Here is a 15,834-nt window from a genome sequence, read left to right on the forward strand (position 1 = left end):
GGCGCTCCTACTCTGTCACCGCGGGCAGCGGGCCCACGGCGTCTCCGACGTAGACCGTCCGGACGTTGGTGAACTCGCGGGTCCCCTCCGCCGACAGCTCGCGTCCGTAGCCGCTGCGCCCGGTCCCCCCGAACGGGAGCCGCGGGTCGGAGGCGACGACCGCGTTGACGAACAGGGCACCGGACCGGATCCGGCTGCCTACCGCGAGGGCCCGCTCGGCGCTGCCCCAGACGGCGGCGCCCAGGCCGTAGTCGGTGTCGTTGGCGAGGGCGAGGGCGTGCTCGTCGTCGCGGGCCCGCACCACCGCGGCGACCGGCCCGAAGGTCTCCTCGCCGAAGGCGGTCATGCCCGGGAGGACGTGGTCGAGGACGGTGGGCTCGTAGTAGCAGCCCGGCCCGTCGACGGGCCGGCCACCGGCGACCAGGGCCGCGCCCTGGGCCAGGGTCTCGGCCACCTGCCGGTGCAGCTGCTCACGCAGGTCGGGACGCGCCATCGGTCCCACAGTGACGCCGACCAGGGTCGGGTCGCCGAGCCGGAGCCCCGCGACCTTCGTCGCCAGCAGCCGGACGAACTCGTCGGCGACGGCGTCCGCCACGACGAACCGCTTGGCCGCGATGCAGCTCTGCCCGCCGTTGCCGAAGCGCGATCGGACGGCCGCCTCCGCGGCGGCGTCGAGGTCGGCGTCGTCGAGCACCACGAACGGGTCCGAGCCGCCGAGCTCGAGGACGGTCTTCTTCAGCGCCTGTCCGGCGGCCGAGGCGACCGCCGCACCGGCCCGGTCGCTGCCGGTCAGGGTCACCGCGGCGACCCGCGGGTCGGCGATGACACGGGCGCTGGTCTCGGCGACGTCGGGCTCGGCGACCAGGAGGCTGGCGAACAGGCCCTCGGGCGCTCCCGCGTCCGCGAACAGCTGCTCGAGGGCGAGGGCGCAGCCGGTCACGTTCGGCGAGTGCTTGAGCACCGCGGCGTTGCCGGCGGCGAGCGCCGCGCAGGCGAACCGGAGCACCTGCCAGAACGGGAAGTTCCAGGGCATCACGGCGAACACGACGCCGAGGGGCTCGTAGCGCAGCCACGAACAGTGGGCGCTGCTCGGGACCGGGTGGTCGGCGAGCCACTGCGGGGCCAGCTCCGCGACGACGTCGCAGTTGAGCGCGCACTTGTCGATCTCGCCGAGCGCCTCGGTGAGGGGCTTGCCCATCTCCGCGGTCACCAGCGCGGCGTACTGCCGGCGCCGGTCGGTCAGCAGCTTGCCCACCCGGCGCAGCAGCTGGAGCCGCTCCTCGAGCGGCGTCCCCGCCCAACGCAGGGAGGTGGCGTGGGCGGCCCCGAGGATCGCGTCCACCTGCGTGCGGTCGTGGGTCGCGTAGCTGCGGAGCTCGCCGCCGGTGGCGGGGTTCACGGTCGTGATCGTCACCGGCTCAGACCTCCTCGCGGACCCGGCGCCGCGCCGGTACGACGGCCGGCACGGTCTCGTCGTCCGGGACCACCCGGTTGCGCACGGTGCCGACCCGCTCCACGGTCATCTCGACCACGTCACCGACCTGGATCGGCGGCGGGTCGAGCTCGCCGGTGCGTCCCCAGGTCTCGGCCAGGGCACCCGTCCCGCAGGTCCCCGAGGCCAGCACCTCGCCGGCCTTGACCCAGGACGCGCGCGAGGCGTAGGAGACGAGGTGCTCGAAGGACCAGCCCATGTGACCGGACCGGTCCCCGCCGACGGGGGCCCCGTTGACCCGGACCTCCATGTTCAGGTCGAGGAAGCCGTCCTCGTCGCGGCAGTCCTCGAGCTCGTCCGCGGTGACCACCCAGGGGCCGATCGTGGTGGCGAAGTCCTTGCCCTTCGAGGGCCCGAGGCCGAGCGTCATCTCCCGGCGCTGCACGTCGCGCGCCGACCAGTCGTTCATCACGCAGTAGCCGCCGATCGCCGAGCGGGCCTCCTCGGGCGTCACGTTGCGGACGTCGCGGCAGACCACGGCGGCGAGCTCGAGCTCGAAGTCCAGGCGCGCGGTGTCGGCCGGCATGGCCACGTCGTCGTACGGGCCGTGCACGGCGTGCGGGGCCATGAACAGGAACGACGGGGCGGCATACCACTCGTCGGGCACGTGGCTCGCGCCCTGCATGCCCTTGCTCACACCCTCGACGTGCGACTCGAAGGTGAGGAAGTCGCGCATGGCCACCGGGTAGACCGGCGGCAGCAGCACCACGTCGGCGGGCCGCAGCCCGTCGTTCTGGGCGGCGAGGTCCGCCGCCTCCTCGCGCGTGCCCCGGTCCGCGGCCAGCAGCCCGACGAGGTCGGTCCCCTCCGGAAAGGGGTGCAGCCACCAGGTGGCCGAGTCGCCGACCACCACGCCGACGCGTCGTACGTCGGCGTGGTCGTCCACGAGGCGGAAGGCAGCGAGTCGCACGGGTCAGCCGATCGTCGAGTAGAACGCGCGCTCGCGGGTGGCGAGCACCGGGATCGCCTGCTCGAGGCCGAACTCCTTGAAGTGCGGCGACGAGCCGTGGGCGGCGTACGCCTCCTCGTCCTCGTAGATCTCGAACAGGCGGAACACCAGCGGCTCGGCCGGGTCCTGGTAGGCCTGGTAGAAGACGTTGCCGGCCTCCTCCCGCGAGGGCGGGGTGAGCTTCTGGATCGCGTCCAGGACGACCGCCTCCTGGCCGGGCTCGGCGGTCCAGGTGGCGCTGACGACGTAGGCCATGAGGGCTCCTCGTTGAGGGGAATCGGGCAGGCCGATGAGTGGTGGAGCCATCACGCTAGGTCTCCGGACCGGGCCCGGAGAAAGCGCTGACGTCGATGCCTGCCATCACCGCGCAGTGGGTTCCGGGTTGCCGACGGCCCGTGTTTCCTGTGACGACCACCACAGGCGACCACCACCGGGTGCGCCTCCGAGATCCAGGAGATGTCGTGACGTCCCTTTCTCTTTCGACCGGCAAGGTCCTCCTCGCCGGCCTCGCCGCCAGCAGCCTGCTGACGCTCGCCGCCTGCGGGGGCGACACGCAGCCGGCCGCCGGCGCGACCGACTCGGACTCGGGGTCCAGGACCATCGTCTTCTCGCCGCTGGGGCTCCAGATCCCGGCGATGAAGCAGCTCTCCGAGGGCGTGACCGCCTACGGCACCGAGAAGGGCTACAAGGTCACCGTCCAGGACCCGAAGCTCGACCCGCAGAAGCAGGTCACCGACCTGCAGAGCGTGATCGAGAGCGGCGCCGCCGACGGCGCCTGGGCGATCGCGGTCGCACCGGCGTCGATGAAGGCGCTGGTGCAGACCGCCCTCGACAAGGGCGTCCCGATGGTCCTCAACGGCGTCCCCCAGGACTACGGCCTCGACGGTCTCGTCCCCGGGGTCTCGTTCTCGACGATCGACTACAAGGCCCAGGGCCAGGCCGCCGGCGAGGAGCTCGGGAACTGCATCAACGAGCGGCACGACGGGAAGTCGAAGGTCCTCTTCGTCGAGTCCGCGCCGGGCACTGCCGGCAAGGAGGACCTCGAGTCCGAGGTCAGGAAGTCCCTCGCCGCCACCGCGCCGGACTCCGAGATCGTCGCCACCATCACCGTCAGCGACCGCACGAAGGCGCAGACCGACATCAGCAACGTGCTCCAGGGCAACCCCGACATCACCGCCGTGTTCGGCCAGAACGACGAGGGCGCGCTCGGCGCGGTCGGCGCGTTCAAGGCGGCCGGCAAGGACACCCCGTGCATCACCGAGGCCGGCGGCAACGAGGAGACTCTCGCCGCGGTCAAGAGCGGCGACATCTACGCGGTGGTCGCGCTCCAGTTCGAGGCCGACATGGCGCAGTCGTTCGACGCGCTGACCACGATGATCGACGACCCGGAGGCGACCGGCGTGCAGCTGACCGTCCCGCAGGAAGTCGTCAAGGCCGAGGGCTGAGGGATGGCGATGACCACGAGCAACTCACAGACGCCGGGGGCAACCGCGCCGGAGGGCGCGGCCCCGGCCCCCGCGGCGGCTGCCCCGGAGCCGGCCCCGGTCCCCACCGGGCACGACGTGCCCCGGTCGGTGTCGGTCCTGGTGTTCCTGCGCGACCGCGGCATCTTCATGCTGTGGGGACTGCTGATCGTGGTCTTCGCCTTCTGGTGCTCGCCGTACTTCTTCACCCTCGACAACGCGCTCCTGATCGCCAACGCGGGCGCCCTCACCGCGATCTTCGCGGCGGGCGTCGGCATCGGCATCATGACCGGGGTCCTCGACCTCTCCCTGCCCGGGACCGCCGCGTTCGCCAGCTGCGTCACCGGCTGGATGCTCACCGAGGGCTACGCCACCTGGCTGGCGCTGCTGGCCGGGCTGGCGTGCGGGGTCGTGGTCGGCGTGTTCAACGGGCTGATCTCGCTCCGCGGGTTCAACCCGATCATCGTGACGATCGGCTCGCTGTCGATCCTGACCGGGCTGGCCGCCGTCGTGGCCGGGGGCTACACGTTCCCCGGCCTCGTCCAGCTCGAGTTCATGGGCACCCACCGCTACTTCCGCATCAACGGCGGCGAGACCTTCCCGGGCATCCCGGCCCCGGTGTTCATCGTGGCGGTGGTCTTCGTCATCGGGACGATCTTCCTGACCCGGACCCGTGAAGGGCTCCGGCTGATGGCGGTCGGCGCCAACGGCGAGGCGGTACGCCGCGCCGGCATCGCCAGCAACCGGTACGTCGTGCTGGGCTTCGTCATCTCCGGCGTGCTCGCGGCCCTGGGCGGCCTGGTGAACACCGCCAACGTCACCGAGGCCAACCCCAACGCCAGCCCGGGCATCATCTTCACCGCGCTCACCGCGGTGGCCCTGGCCGGCGTCTCCCTCACCGGCGGCCGCGGCAGCCTGCCCCGGGTCCTGGTCGGCGCCCTGATCCTGGCGACGATCACCAACGGCCTGACCATCCGCGGCATCCAGCCTTACTGGGCGACCGTCTGCACCGGTGCCCTGCTGATCGGGGCACTGCTCCTCGAGAGGCTGATCCAGGCCAGCGTCGAGGAACGGCTGATGGCCATGAACCTGTCCGTCCACGAGAAGAAGGTCTGAGCCGATGAGCGCACCCACGAGCGAGACCCCGGCCCTGGCCCTGTCCGGCATCGAGATGCACTACGGCTTCGTCCGGGCCCTGTCCGACATCGACGTCCACGTCATGCCCGGCGAGGTGGTCGGCCTGCTCGGCGACAACGGTGCCGGGAAGTCCACGCTGCTCAAGGTCATGTCGGGAGCCCACCGCCCCACCCACGGCACCATCGCGGTGCACGGCACCCAGCACACGTTCCACGCGCCGAGCGACGCCGCGGCAGCGGGCGTCCAGATGGTCTACCAGGACCTGTCCCTGGTCGAGCCGCAGGACATCGCGACCAACCTCAACATGGGCCAGGAGACGCTGCGCACGGGGCCGCTCGGCTGGCTCGGCTTCGTCGACCGCAAGGCGATGCGGAAGTCCTCGGAGGCCGAGCTCGACCGGCTCGGCGTACGCACGGCCCCGATGTCGCGGCCGGTGGAGATGCTCTCCGGCGGTCAGCGGCAGGTGGTCGCGATCGCACGCAGCGCGATCCGGGTCAACGGCGAGCGGGGCGGGATCCTGCTGCTCGACGAGCCGACCGCCGCGCTCGGCTACGAGCAGACCCGGAACGTCGAGGCCCTGATCAGGCGGATGGCCGACCAGGGCATCGCGATCGTGCTGGTCACCCACGACCTGCCGCTCTGCTACGAGGTCGCCGACCGGATGGTGATCCTCAACCGCGGGCGCAAGGTCGCCGACGTCCCCGTGGCCGGCACCGACCGCGACCACGTGGTCGGCTGGATCACCGGTTCCCGCGCCTCCATGTTCCCCGCAGCCACCCCCGCCTGACCCTCCAGGAGCACCCATGTCCTCCCCCCTGACCGAGTCCCCGGTCCGTCGCGTCCTCGTGGTCGGCGGCGGCATCACGGGCGGCGTCCTCTCGCTCGCCCTCGCCCAGCGCGGCGTCCAGGTCGTGCTCGTCGACCTGCGCCCGTCGCTCGGCGGCGTCGGCCACGGCATCACCCTGCAGGGCAACGCGCTCAAGGCGTTCCGCGCGATCGGCATCTACGACCGGCTGGCCGAGCGTGGCTACCCGTTCAGCCACCTGCGGCTCAGGACCGCGGACGGCCACGTCATCGCCGAGATGCCGACACCCCCGATGGGCGGACCCGACCTGCCGGGCACGATGGGCGCGGTCCGTGGCGACATCGCGGACATCCTGGCCGAGGAGGTGGTCACGGCCGGGGTCGACGTCCGGCTCGGGACCACGCTGACTCACATCGACGACCACGGCGACGCCGTCACCGTGACCCTGTCGGACGGCAGCCGGGAGACCGTCGACCTCCTCGTCGGAGCCGACGGCATCCGGTCGAAGGTGCGCGGGATGATCGGCATCGACACCGAGCCGCAGCCGGTCGGCATGGGGATCTGGCGCACCGTCGCCAAGCGGCCGGCCGAGATGGACTGCTCCGAGCTCTACTACGGCGGCCCGAAGTACAAGGCCGGCTACACGCCGATCTCCGAAGACCTCTGCTACGCCTTCCTGCTCGAGGAGAACCTCGACCGCTCCTACGTCGGCGAGGGGCCGAACGGCGCGCTGCTCAAGGAGCGCGGCCAGGGGTACGGCGGGACCTGGGGCGAGGTGCGCGACAGCCTCCCGGACGACGCCGTCGTCAACTACCAGTGGATCGAGGCGATCTGCGTCGACGAGCCGTGGCACCGCGGCCGCTCGATCATCATCGGCGACGCCGCGCACGCCTGCCCACCCCTGATCGCACAGGGCGCGGCCATGTGCGCCGAGGACGCGGTCGTGCTGGCCGAGATGCTCACCTCGGGCGACCCGGTCGACGCCGTGCTGCCCGCGTTCATGGAGCGTCGCTTCCCGCGCGTGAAGATGGTGCTCGACAACAGCCTCCAGCTCGCCGAGTGGGAGATCCACCCCGACACCCCCGGAGCCGATCCGGGCCGGATCATGGGGCAGACCCTCCACGCGCTGGTCGCCCCGGCCTGATGGGCGTCGACCTGACCACGCTCGCCGGCACGCTGGTGCTGCGCGACGACGACGGCTTCGAGGCGGCCCGGGTGGACCGCGTCTTCAACCGGCGCCTGCCCGGGCGGCGGCCCGCGGCCGTGCTGAAGGCGGCCTCCGAGCAGGACGTCGTCACCGGTGTCCGGCTCGCCCTCGAGCGGGGGTGGAAGGTCGCGGTGCGGTCCGGCGGGCACAGCTGGGCGCAGTGGTCGGTGCGCGACGACGCGCTGGTGATCGACCTCGGCGACCTCCAGCACCTCTCGTACGACGAGGCGACGGGCATCGTGTCGCTCTCCCCCGCCGTCCAGGGCGGCGCCGTGCTCGCGCCGTTCCTCGACCGACTGGGCCGGTTCTTCCCCGGCGGGCACTGCCCGACCGTGGGCGTCGGCGGCTTCCTCCTCCAGGGCGGGCAGGGCTGGAACGCCCGCGGGTGGGGCTGGGCCGCCGAGCACGTCGAGGCGGTCGACGTGGTCACCGCGGACGGCGACCTGGTGCGCGCGGACGCGCACCAGAACAGTGACCTCTACTGGGCCGCGCGGGGCGCCGGGCCGGGCTTCTTCGGGGTGGTGACCCGGTTCCACCTCCGGACCATGCCCGCGCCCGGTCACGTCGCCCAGACCGTGCAGGCGTTCCGGCTCGACGACTTCGACGAGGTGATGACCTGGCTGCACGGGACGCACGCTTCCGTCGCCGACACCGTCGAGATCGTCGCCCTCACGAAGACGGACCGGTCGCTCTCCGAGGATCCCGTCCTGCTGGTGACCGGGGTCGCCCTGGTCGCCGACGCCGCGGCGGCCGACGTCGCGCTGGCACCGTTCCGGGACAACCCGGCGCTGGACCGTGCGCTGCTGGTGCTCGACGCCGTCCCCACCACGCTCGAGGAGCAGCGCAAGCGACAGCTCGCGGACAACCCGGAGGGACACCGGTGGGCGGTCGACAACGCCTGGCTCAGCGGCCCGGTCGAGCGGGTACTGCCCGCCCTGCGACCGGCGTACACGACGCTGCCCAACGACAAGGCGTTCACGATCTGGTTCAGCATGGCGCCGCTGCGGACACTGCCGGACATGGCGTTCTCGATGCAGTCGGAGATCTACCTCGCGAGCTACGTGCTGTGGGAGGACCCGTCGGAGGACGACGCACATCGGGCCTGGCTGGCCGACGTGATGACGCACCTGGAGCCGGTCACCGTCGGCCAGTACCTCGGTGACGGCGACCTCGCCCGGCGTCAGGTGAAGTTCATGGCCGACGCCAACTGGTCCCGGCTGCGGGAGATCCGGGCCCGGCGGGACCCCGGCGGCCTCTTCGTCGGCTACCTCGCGGGGCCGGACGGCCCCACGAACGCGAACCACTGGGAGCCGGCGGTCACGCCGTAGCCGGCGCCAGCAGCTCGCGGACCTCGTCCAGCCGGGCGAACAGCCACTGGTGCGCGGGGTCCGCGAGCCGGTCGCGGCCGTACCAGTAGCCCTCCGCCAGCACCACCTCGTCGAACGGCGGCTCCACCTGCGCCACCGGCGAGCCGGGGCGCGCGTGCATCCGGGCCAGCCGGGCCGGCAGCACGGCGACCAGCTGGGTGCCCTCGACCACGAACGGCAGCGGGAGGAAGCCCGGCACGGTCACCTCGATGCGACGGTCGATCGCCAGCTCGCCGAAGATCCGGTCCACCGGGGTGAGGATGCCCGGCCCGAACGAGGCGACCGCGTGGGGGAACTCGCCCAGGTCGTCGAGGGTCAGGCCACCGCGCTCGAGGCACGGGTGCCCGGCGTCCACCAGGCACACCATGCGGTCCCGCCACAGCGGCCGGGACTCGCCCGGGAAGCCGAAGCCGAGCGGCCCGACCAGGGCGTCGTACTCCAGGAGCACCCGGTCGGACGAACGGACGTCCGGACCGAGGTGGTCGATGCGCAGCCGGACCCCGGGCGCGGACGCGCTGACCACGGCGACCAGCGGGTCGTGCAGCACCGCGATCGCGTAGTCGCTCATGGTGAGCCGGAACGTGCGCTCACTGGTCGCCGGGTCGAAGTCCTCCTCGACACGCAGCGCCTGGCTCATCAGCCGGACCGCGTGCTGGACCTCGGGCAGCAGCTCCTGCGCGAACGGCGTCAGCTCGTACTCCCGGCCGCTGCGGATGAGGAGCTCGTCGTCGAACTTGCGCCGGAGCCGGGCCAGGGCAGCGCTCATGGCCGGCTGGCTGAGCGCGAGCCGGCGGCCGGCGCGGGTCACGTTGCCCTCCTCGAGCAGCACCTTGAGCGAGAGCAGGAGGTTGAGGTCGGTGCCGCCCAGGGACATGGCCCCAGTGTCGCGCACCGGCCGCCTTCGAGACGTCAGTCGCACTACGATCGGCCCCGTGACCGAGGGTCTGCGCGACGTCGACGCCAACCTCCTGCTCAGCCTCCACGCCCTGCTGGAGGAGCGGAACCTGACGCATGCCGGGAACCGGATGACGATGAGCCAGCCCGCGATGAGCGGCGCCCTCGCCCGGCTGCGCAAGCACTTCGACGACGAGCTGCTGGTCCGCTCGGGCCGCGGGTTCGAGCTGACCCCGCTCGCGGAGGACCTGCGTCCCGTGGTCGCCGAGGCGGTCGAGGCCGCGGAGGCGCTGCTCGGCACCCAGCGGGAGTTCGCACCGGCCACGAGCAGCAAGCTGTTCGAGGTCAGCATGTCGGAGTACGCCATGACCGTGCTCGCCGAGCCGCTGACCCGGCTGCTGCACGAGCAGGCACCGGCCTGCTCGGTGTCCTTCGACGTCGTGCCGCCGTCGCGGGACCAGTTCGAGAGCCAGCTCATGCGGCGCGACCTGATCGTGGTGCCGCTCGGCTTCGACCTCCCCGGCCGCACGCAGCCGGTCTTCACCGACGAGCTGGTCTGCGTGGTCGCCCGGGACAACCCGCGCCTGACCGACGGCACGCTGACGCTCGAGGACCTGCGGGCGATGCCGCACGCGGTCGCCGAGTTCCTCCCGGCCGGCGACACCCGGCGCCCGCTGGAGCTCGAGGTGGAGCGCAAGGGGGTCGAGGACCGGGTGGTCCTGGTGCAGGTCACCAGCCTGCTGGCGCTCCCCTACGCGGTCGCCGGCACCGACATGTGCGCGTTCGTCCCCGCCCGCCTGGCCCACCGGTGCCTGGACACGCTCGACCTCGCGGTCGCGGCCACGCCCCTGGACACCGTGCGGATCACCGAGGCGGCGCACTGGCACCCGCGGCGGGCCGCCGACCCGGCCGGGGTCTGGCTGCGCCGCCTGCTCTACGACGTCGCGGTCGACGTCGAGAGCGAGGACAACTAGGCGGCGGACCGACGGCTGCCGGCGAGGCCGCGCACGAGCGCCGCGCCGACCGAGGCCGTCGCCATCACCACGGCCGGGACCAGCGCGGAGCCGATCCCGCCGAGCCCGACCAGCGGGGAGACGACGGCACCGAGCGCGAACTGGCTGAACCCCATGATCGCGCTGCCGGCTCCGGCCACCTCGCGCACGCGGCCCATGGCCAGCGACGCCGAGGTGCCCATGATGCCGCCGTTGCTGAGCACGGCGAGGAAGATCGCCACCGCGTAGGTCCACCCGGGCGCGTGCACCAGCACGAGCACGACGAGCCCCACCGTCGCCGTGACCTGCAGGGCCAGGGACGCGCCGACGATCCGCTCCGGCTCGACCACGTCGACCATCCGGCTGACCAGGGCCCCGTTGGCGATCAGGCCGACCGCGTTCACGCCGAACGCGGCGCCGTACTGCACCTCGGTCAGGCCCAGCACGTGCTGGTAGACGAACGGCGAGGCCGAGATGTAGGCCATCATCATCGCGAAGGACAGCGCGAACACCCCGGTGTGGCTCCAGTAGCCGCGCGAGTGGAGGACCCGCCGCACGGACACCAGGTACGGCGCGCCCGTCTGGTCGCGAACCGACCGCGGGCGGGTCTCGGGGACCACCGCGACGACGGCTACCAGCATCACGCAGCACAGGCCGGTGACCGTCCAGAGCATCCCCCGCCATCCGATCGGCTCCGACAGCAGCCCCCCGACCAGCGGTGCCAGCACGGGAGCCACCCCGCCGACGGTGAGCATGATCGTGAACGCCCGGGCGGCGGCGCGTCCCGTCAACAGGTCCGCGATCACCGCCCGTCCGATGACCATGCCGCCGGCGCCGGCAAACCCCTGGACGACGCGGGCCGCGACCAGGACGCCCAGAGTCGGGGCGGTCGCCGAGACCACGCCCGCGGCCACGCAGAGCAGCGCACTGCCGATCAGCGGTCCGCGCCGACCGAGCCGGTCGGACATCGGCCCCATCACCAGCTGGCCGACGGCCAGGCCGGCGAGGAACGCGGTCAGGGTCAGCTGCACCCCGCTGGCGTCGCTGCCGAGGTCCCCGGCCATCGCCGGGAAGCCCGGCAGGTAGAGGTCGGTTGCGATCGGGGCGAACGCGGCCAGCAGGGCCAGGGTCAGCAGGAGGGGCACCCCGAGCCCCGCGCCCTCCGTGCCGGAAGGCGGGGCAGGGACGACGCGGGAGCTCGTGGGCTGGTCGGTCGACACCACCGAAGTCAAACAGCCACGGCCCGCGGGCAGAACACGCGAGAAGCCATGCCTCGGATCGGCTCTGGTGATGGCCCCGGCCCTTGCTTCGCCGGGTCGGGTGCGGCTGACTTGAGGGATCCACCCACCCCCTCGAGGAACCCCGGAGAGACACGTGACCTGGAGCGACGGCACCCCCTACGTCGACGAGCTTGCCGACGGCGTCCACGCCTACGTCCAGCCCGACGGCGGCTGGATGGTCAACAACTGCGGCGTCGTCGTCGACGGCGCCGGGACGGCCGTGCTCGTCGACACCACCTCGACGGAGCGCCGCAACCGGGCGGTCCTCGCCGAGGTGGCGAAGGTGTCGCAGGGTGCGCCCCGGGCCGTGGTCAACACGCACCACCACCCCGACCACACCTACGGCAACGGGTTCCTGCCCCCGGAGACCCTGGTCATCGGGCACGACAGGTGCCGCGACGAGGTGCTGGCCGCCGGGCTGGAGGCCACGAAGGTGATCACCGCTCCGGACTACGGCGACCTCTCGCTGCGGCCGCCCGAGCTCACGTTCGCGGACCGGATGACGCTGCACCTCGCGGACTTCCCGGTCGACCTGGTCCACGTCGGGCAGCCCGCGCACACGACGAACGACGTGCTCGTGTGGCTTCCCGAGCAGCGGGTCCTGTTCACCGGCGACCTGGCCTTCAACGGCGGTCAGCCGTTCGTGCTGGAGGGCTCGATCGCCGGCTTCCGGGCCGCGATCGAGCTGATGCAGTCGCTGGCCCCCGCGGTGCTGGCGCCCGGGCACGGCCCGGTCTGCCGCGACGAGGACGTCCCGCTGCTGCTGTCGCGCATGGACTCCTACCTGGCCTTCGTCCAGGAGGTCGCCGCGACGTCGTACGCCGCGGGGCTGACACCGCTCGAGGCGGCCCAGAAGAACCGCGACAACCCCTACCGCGACTGGGCGGAGACCGAGCGCTTCGTCGGCAACCTGCACCGCGCGTACACCGAGCTCGAGCACGGCACCTCCGGGTGGCGCCGGCTGACGGTGCCCGGTGTGTGGCCGGACATGGTGGCCTTCCACGGCGGCCCGATCGCGTGCCACGCATGAGCGCGGTGCCGCGCCGCGTGGTGACCGGCCACACCCCCGACGGCGTGTCCGTCGTCCTGTCCGACGGCCCGGTCCCGGTGTCGCGGGACCTCCCCGACGACGGGGTCTCCTTCCACGAGATCTGGAGCACCGAGGGTGCCCCGGCCCGGATCACCGCGGCGGAGGAGTCGGAGCCCACGCAGCGCACCCTCGCCGTGCCTCCGCCTCCCCGCGGGACGAAGATCCGGATCAACGAGTTCCGGCCCGGGCACCTCGACGCGCGAGGCCTGCAGTCCCCCGTGCACCGCACCGCCTCGGTCGACTACGGCATCGTGCTCGAGGGCGAGATCACGCTCCTCCTCGACGACTCCGAGGTCACGCTCGGCGCCGGCGACGTCGTCGTCCAGCGCGGCACCGACCACGCCTGGGCCAACCGCGGCGACGTCCCGGCCCGCGTGGTCTTCGTGCTCGTCGACGGCGAGTTCGACCCGGCCATGGCCGCGACCCTGCCCGGCGGCCTCGCCGGGCTCATGCACGGCGGCCCGCGGGACTAGCCTGCGGGCTCCACCCACCGGTGCGTGCCGGGGCCGGCCGCGACCTCGCCGGAGGGCAGGACGACGGTCGCGACGCAGCCCGGCGGGACGGTCAGGTCGAGACGCAGCTCGTCGCCGTCGAGTCGCCAGGACACGTCGATCCGCCCGTGCGGGGCGTCGTGCCCGGCCCGGGCCCAGGTGACGCCACCGCCCGGACGCGGGTGCACCCGGAACGTCCGCCAGGTGGCGGTGGTGCGCTGCAGCCCGGCGACGTACCGGTGCAGGAAGCCGATGACCGCGCCCTTGGAGTAGTGGTTGAGCGACTCGTGCGGAACCCCGTCGTCGTCGACGCCCTCCCAGCGCTCCCAGACCGTGGTCGCTCCCTTCGCGATCATGTTCAGCCACGACGGTGCGGCGTCCTGGAGGAGCAGATCGTAGGCGACGTCGAGGTGCCCGTGGTCCGCGAGCGCGGGCAGCAGGTCGCGGGTGGCCAGGAACCCGGTGGCCAGGCGGGTGCCGTTCTCCCGGACCAGCTTGGCCAGCTGGTCGGCCGCGGCCGACCGGAGCTCGGCCGGCACCAGCCCGAACGTCAGTGCCCGAACGACGTTGGCCTGGGTCGCGGGACGGACCTGCCCGTCGGGATCGAGGAACTCCGCCCGCCAGGCCTCCGTGGCGGCGCAGCCCAGGTCCGCATATCGGGCCGCGTCCTCCGTCCGGCCCAGCACCGCGGCGATGCGGGACGCGTGGTGGGCGGACCAGGCGAGGTACGCCGTCGCGACGTCCGCCTTGTCCGCCGCCATGAAGGCCGGGAAGTCCGTCGGGTCCTCCCCGGGGACCAGCCACTCGCCCCAGTGGAAGCCGGTGTCCCAGAGGTACCGCTCGTGGGTCTCCGGCTCCGGACGCAGGGCCGCGCGGTCGGGGTGCCGGTGCCGGCAGCAGTGCTCTCGGCGAAGTCGAGCCAGGCGACCATCGCCGGCCACATCTCCTCCAGCAGGCGGGTGTCGCCGTACTCCTCGTGCAGCTCCCACGGCACCAGGACGACGGCGTCACCCCACCCGGCCGAGCCGTTGAGCCGCTCGAGGAAGCCGGTCCGCTCGGCGGGGGGCATCGGCGCCATGTTGCCCAGGATGCCGTTGTCCCACTGGGTCGCGACGAGGTCGCGCAGCCACTTCGTGGCGAACCCCGCGACGTCGTACAGGTACGTCGCGACCGGGGCGAAGACCTGCCAGTCGCCGGTCCAGCCGGCGCGCTCGCGGGTCGGGCAGTCGGTCGGGATGTCGCAGGCGTTGCCCCGGAAGCTCCACACCGCCGCCTCGTGCAGCGCGTCGAGCCGGGGGTCGCTGCACGCGAACGAGCCGGTGCGGCGGAGGTCGGTGTGCACCACGACGCCGGTGACGTCGTGCGCGGTCAGCCGGTCCGGGTGGCCCGCGACGCGGACGTAGCGGAAGCCGTGCGTGGTCAGGCGCGGGTCGAAGGCCTGGCCGGGGACGCCGGCGGAGGTGACCCGGTCGACCTGCCCGGCCCGGACCTCCGTCTCGAGGAACGGGATGTCGGAGGGGCGCAGGTGCTCGGTGGTGACGTCGCCGTCGGGACCGAGCCACTCGGCGTGCGTCAGCTCCAGCGTGGTGCCCTCGGGTCCGAGGTCCCGAACCCGGACCCGACCGTTGACGTTCTGGCCGAGGTCGAAGACCTGGCGCCCCGGGCCGAGGGTGGCCACCGACACCGGCAGGATCTCCTCGACGGCGCGGACCGGCGGTGCGGGCGACGCGACGAGGTGTGCGTGGCCGTGGTCGGCGAGGGTGACGGGGCGCCAGGCGCCGGCGTCGAACCCGGGCTCGCTCCAGCCCGCGGGGAGGAGGCGCTGGTCCTCGACCTGCCCCTCGATCAGGTCCGCGGCGAGCACGTGCGAGCGCGCGCTGCGCCACCCGCCGTCGGTGCCGACCACCGTCGTGGTGCCGTCGGGATGGTCGACGTGCAGCTCGAGGAGCAGGGCGGTCCGGTCGCCGAACTGGTCGTGGGAGCGGAGCATGCCGACCTCGCCGCGGTACCACCCGTCGGCGAGCAGCGCCCCGAGGGCGTTAGGGCCCTCGGCCGGCAGGTCGGTGACGTCGTAGGTCTGCACCTGGGTGCGGTGCGCGTACTCGGTGTACCCGGGGGCCAGCTCGACGTCCCCCACCCGGCGTCCGTTCAGGCGGGCCTCGTAGATCCCGTGCGCGGTCGCGTAGAGGCGGGCCGAGGCGACCGGCTTCGCGATCGTCACCTCGCCGCGCAGCAGGTACGCCGGCCGGAACCCGGGTTCGGGCACCTCGTCCTCGCGGGGCTCGACCCAGGCGGCCGTCCAGTCCGTGGGGTCCAGCAGCCCGGCCTCGACGTGCGTCGGCTCCGACCAGGCGGTCTCGCCGCGGTCGGTCCACACGCGCACCTGCACGGACCGGCGTTCCCGGGAGGCCAGCGGGGCGCCCGGCCACGGGACGAGGACGTTGCCCGGGCCCGCGACCCGGCCGCTGGTCGTGCCGTCGTCCAGCCGGAGCTCGTAGGCGTGCTGCTCGCTGGTGCCCTCCGGCAGCTGCCAGGACAGTCGGGGCCGGCGGTCGCCGATGCCGAGGGGGTCGTCGAGGTGCTCCACACGGACGCGCATGCGACCAGCCTCGCGGCCCTCTCCCGCGGGGCGGAACTCGCCCGTCCCGAGGCGAGGTATCGACGGCG

The 15,834-nt window shown here is 73.1% G+C and carries 14 protein-coding genes and 1 pseudogene; 8 read left to right on the forward strand and 7 right to left on the reverse strand.

All coding sequences use genetic code 11. The annotated features are described in order from the left end of the window. Positions 1-7: 7 nt before the first annotated feature. The 3 genes from EKO23_RS17195 to EKO23_RS17205 are packed head-to-tail and all read right to left on the reverse strand — an operon-like array spanning position 8 to position 2,696. Positions 8-1,414, reverse strand: a complete 1,407-nt coding sequence (locus EKO23_RS17195) for an aldehyde dehydrogenase family protein (protein ID WP_217702670.1) — start codon at positions 1,412-1,414, stop codon at positions 8-10. Between the two features lie 4 nt (positions 1,415-1,418). After that, positions 1,419-2,402 (reverse strand): fumarylacetoacetate hydrolase family protein, encoded by a 984-nt coding sequence (locus EKO23_RS17200; RefSeq protein WP_246051149.1) that lies wholly within the window; start codon positions 2,400-2,402, stop codon positions 1,419-1,421. A 3-nt stretch (positions 2,403-2,405) separates the two neighbouring features. Continuing rightward, entirely contained in the window at positions 2,406-2,696 is a 291-nt protein-coding gene (locus tag EKO23_RS17205) for a putative quinol monooxygenase (RefSeq protein ID WP_134719359.1), read from the reverse strand. A gap of 206 nt (positions 2,697-2,902) precedes the next feature. Here EKO23_RS17205 and EKO23_RS17210 point away from each other — a divergent pair, with 206 nt between their 5' ends. From EKO23_RS17210 to EKO23_RS17230, 5 genes are read left to right on the forward strand one after another with little or no spacing between them, the layout of a single operon-like run. Next, positions 2,903-3,886 (forward strand): sugar ABC transporter substrate-binding protein, encoded by a 984-nt coding sequence (locus EKO23_RS17210; protein WP_167880530.1) that lies wholly within the window; start codon positions 2,903-2,905, stop codon positions 3,884-3,886. A 9-nt stretch (positions 3,887-3,895) separates the two neighbouring features. Then, complete coding sequence (locus tag EKO23_RS17215; protein WP_134719361.1) at positions 3,896-5,020, forward strand: ABC transporter permease; 1,125 nt, start codon at positions 3,896-3,898, stop codon at positions 5,018-5,020. Between the two features lie 4 nt (positions 5,021-5,024). Continuing rightward, on the forward strand, positions 5,025-5,828 hold the full coding sequence (locus tag EKO23_RS17220; RefSeq protein WP_134719362.1) for an ATP-binding cassette domain-containing protein: 804 nt from the start codon (positions 5,025-5,027) through the stop codon (positions 5,826-5,828). A gap of 16 nt (positions 5,829-5,844) precedes the next feature. Then, the gene (locus EKO23_RS17225; RefSeq protein WP_134719363.1) at positions 5,845-6,990 is read left to right on the forward strand and encodes an FAD-dependent monooxygenase; all 1,146 of its coding nucleotides are present in this window, start codon (positions 5,845-5,847) and stop codon (positions 6,988-6,990) included. Then, positions 6,990-8,381: an FAD-binding oxidoreductase gene (locus tag EKO23_RS17230; RefSeq protein WP_134719364.1), complete on the forward strand. Its 1,392-nt coding sequence runs from the start codon at positions 6,990-6,992 to the stop codon at positions 8,379-8,381. The genes EKO23_RS17225 and EKO23_RS17230 overlap by 1 nt, the downstream gene beginning before the upstream one ends. On the opposite strand, the gene EKO23_RS17235 is transcribed toward EKO23_RS17230, so the two are convergent. Next, positions 8,371-9,294, reverse strand: a complete 924-nt coding sequence (locus EKO23_RS17235) for a LysR family transcriptional regulator (RefSeq protein WP_134719365.1) — start codon at positions 9,292-9,294, stop codon at positions 8,371-8,373. The two genes, EKO23_RS17230 and EKO23_RS17235, sit on opposite strands and share 11 nt — an antisense overlap. 58 nt (positions 9,295-9,352) lie before the next feature. Here EKO23_RS17235 and EKO23_RS17240 point away from each other — a divergent pair, with 58 nt between their 5' ends. Then, positions 9,353-10,288 (forward strand): LysR family transcriptional regulator, encoded by a 936-nt coding sequence (locus tag EKO23_RS17240; RefSeq protein ID WP_246051150.1) that lies wholly within the window; start codon positions 9,353-9,355, stop codon positions 10,286-10,288. Here the strand turns inward: EKO23_RS17240 and EKO23_RS17245 are convergent. Continuing rightward, complete coding sequence (locus tag EKO23_RS17245; protein ID WP_134719366.1) at positions 10,285-11,451, reverse strand: multidrug effflux MFS transporter; 1,167 nt, start codon at positions 11,449-11,451, stop codon at positions 10,285-10,287. The two genes, EKO23_RS17240 and EKO23_RS17245, sit on opposite strands and share 4 nt — an antisense overlap. A 229-nt stretch (positions 11,452-11,680) precedes the next feature. Between EKO23_RS17245 and EKO23_RS17250 the strand changes: the two genes are divergently transcribed. Together EKO23_RS17250 and EKO23_RS17255 are read left to right on the forward strand one after the other, a co-directional pair. After that, a complete protein-coding gene (locus tag EKO23_RS17250; protein WP_217702671.1) occupies positions 11,681-12,616 on the forward strand; it encodes an MBL fold metallo-hydrolase in 936 nt (311 codons plus the stop codon). Continuing rightward, positions 12,613-13,149: a cupin domain-containing protein gene (locus EKO23_RS17255; RefSeq protein ID WP_134719367.1), complete on the forward strand. Its 537-nt coding sequence runs from the start codon at positions 12,613-12,615 to the stop codon at positions 13,147-13,149. The genes EKO23_RS17250 and EKO23_RS17255 overlap by 4 nt, the downstream gene beginning before the upstream one ends. Here the strand turns inward: EKO23_RS17255 and EKO23_RS26520 are convergent. Next, a complete protein-coding gene (locus EKO23_RS26520; RefSeq protein WP_342773612.1) occupies positions 13,146-14,156 on the reverse strand; it encodes an alpha-L-rhamnosidase-related protein in 1,011 nt (336 codons plus the stop codon). The genes EKO23_RS17255 and EKO23_RS26520 overlap by 4 nt on opposite strands. After that, positions 14,075-15,766 (reverse strand): annotated as a pseudogene (locus tag EKO23_RS26245) (family 78 glycoside hydrolase catalytic domain); the annotation flags it as partial. The pseudogene EKO23_RS26245 and the gene EKO23_RS26520, both read right to left, overlap by 82 nt. Positions 15,767-15,834: the final 68 nt, after the last annotated feature.

The sequence above is a fragment of the Nocardioides guangzhouensis genome (assembly GCF_004519545.1).
GTDB lineage: Bacteria > Actinomycetota > Actinomycetes > Propionibacteriales > Nocardioidaceae > Nocardioides > Nocardioides guangzhouensis.

Excerpts from the sequence above, each read along its gene's own strand:
- EKO23_RS17205 (WP_134719359.1), bottom strand. The coding sequence starts at position 2,696 with ATGGCCTACGTCGTCAGCGCCACCTGGACCGCCGAGCCCGGCCAGGAG.
- EKO23_RS17215 (WP_134719361.1), top strand. The coding sequence starts at position 3,896 with ATGACCACGAGCAACTCACAGACGCCGGGGGCAACCGCGCCGGAGGGC.
- EKO23_RS17220 (WP_134719362.1), top strand. The coding sequence starts at position 5,025 with ATGAGCGCACCCACGAGCGAGACCCCGGCCCTGGCCCTGTCCGGCATC.
- EKO23_RS17225 (WP_134719363.1), top strand. The coding sequence starts at position 5,845 with ATGTCCTCCCCCCTGACCGAGTCCCCGGTCCGTCGCGTCCTCGTGGTC.
- EKO23_RS17230 (WP_134719364.1), top strand. The coding sequence starts at position 6,990 with ATGGGCGTCGACCTGACCACGCTCGCCGGCACGCTGGTGCTGCGCGAC.
- EKO23_RS17235 (WP_134719365.1), bottom strand. The coding sequence starts at position 9,294 with ATGTCCCTGGGCGGCACCGACCTCAACCTCCTGCTCTCGCTCAAGGTG.
- EKO23_RS17255 (WP_134719367.1), top strand. The coding sequence starts at position 12,613 with ATGAGCGCGGTGCCGCGCCGCGTGGTGACCGGCCACACCCCCGACGGC.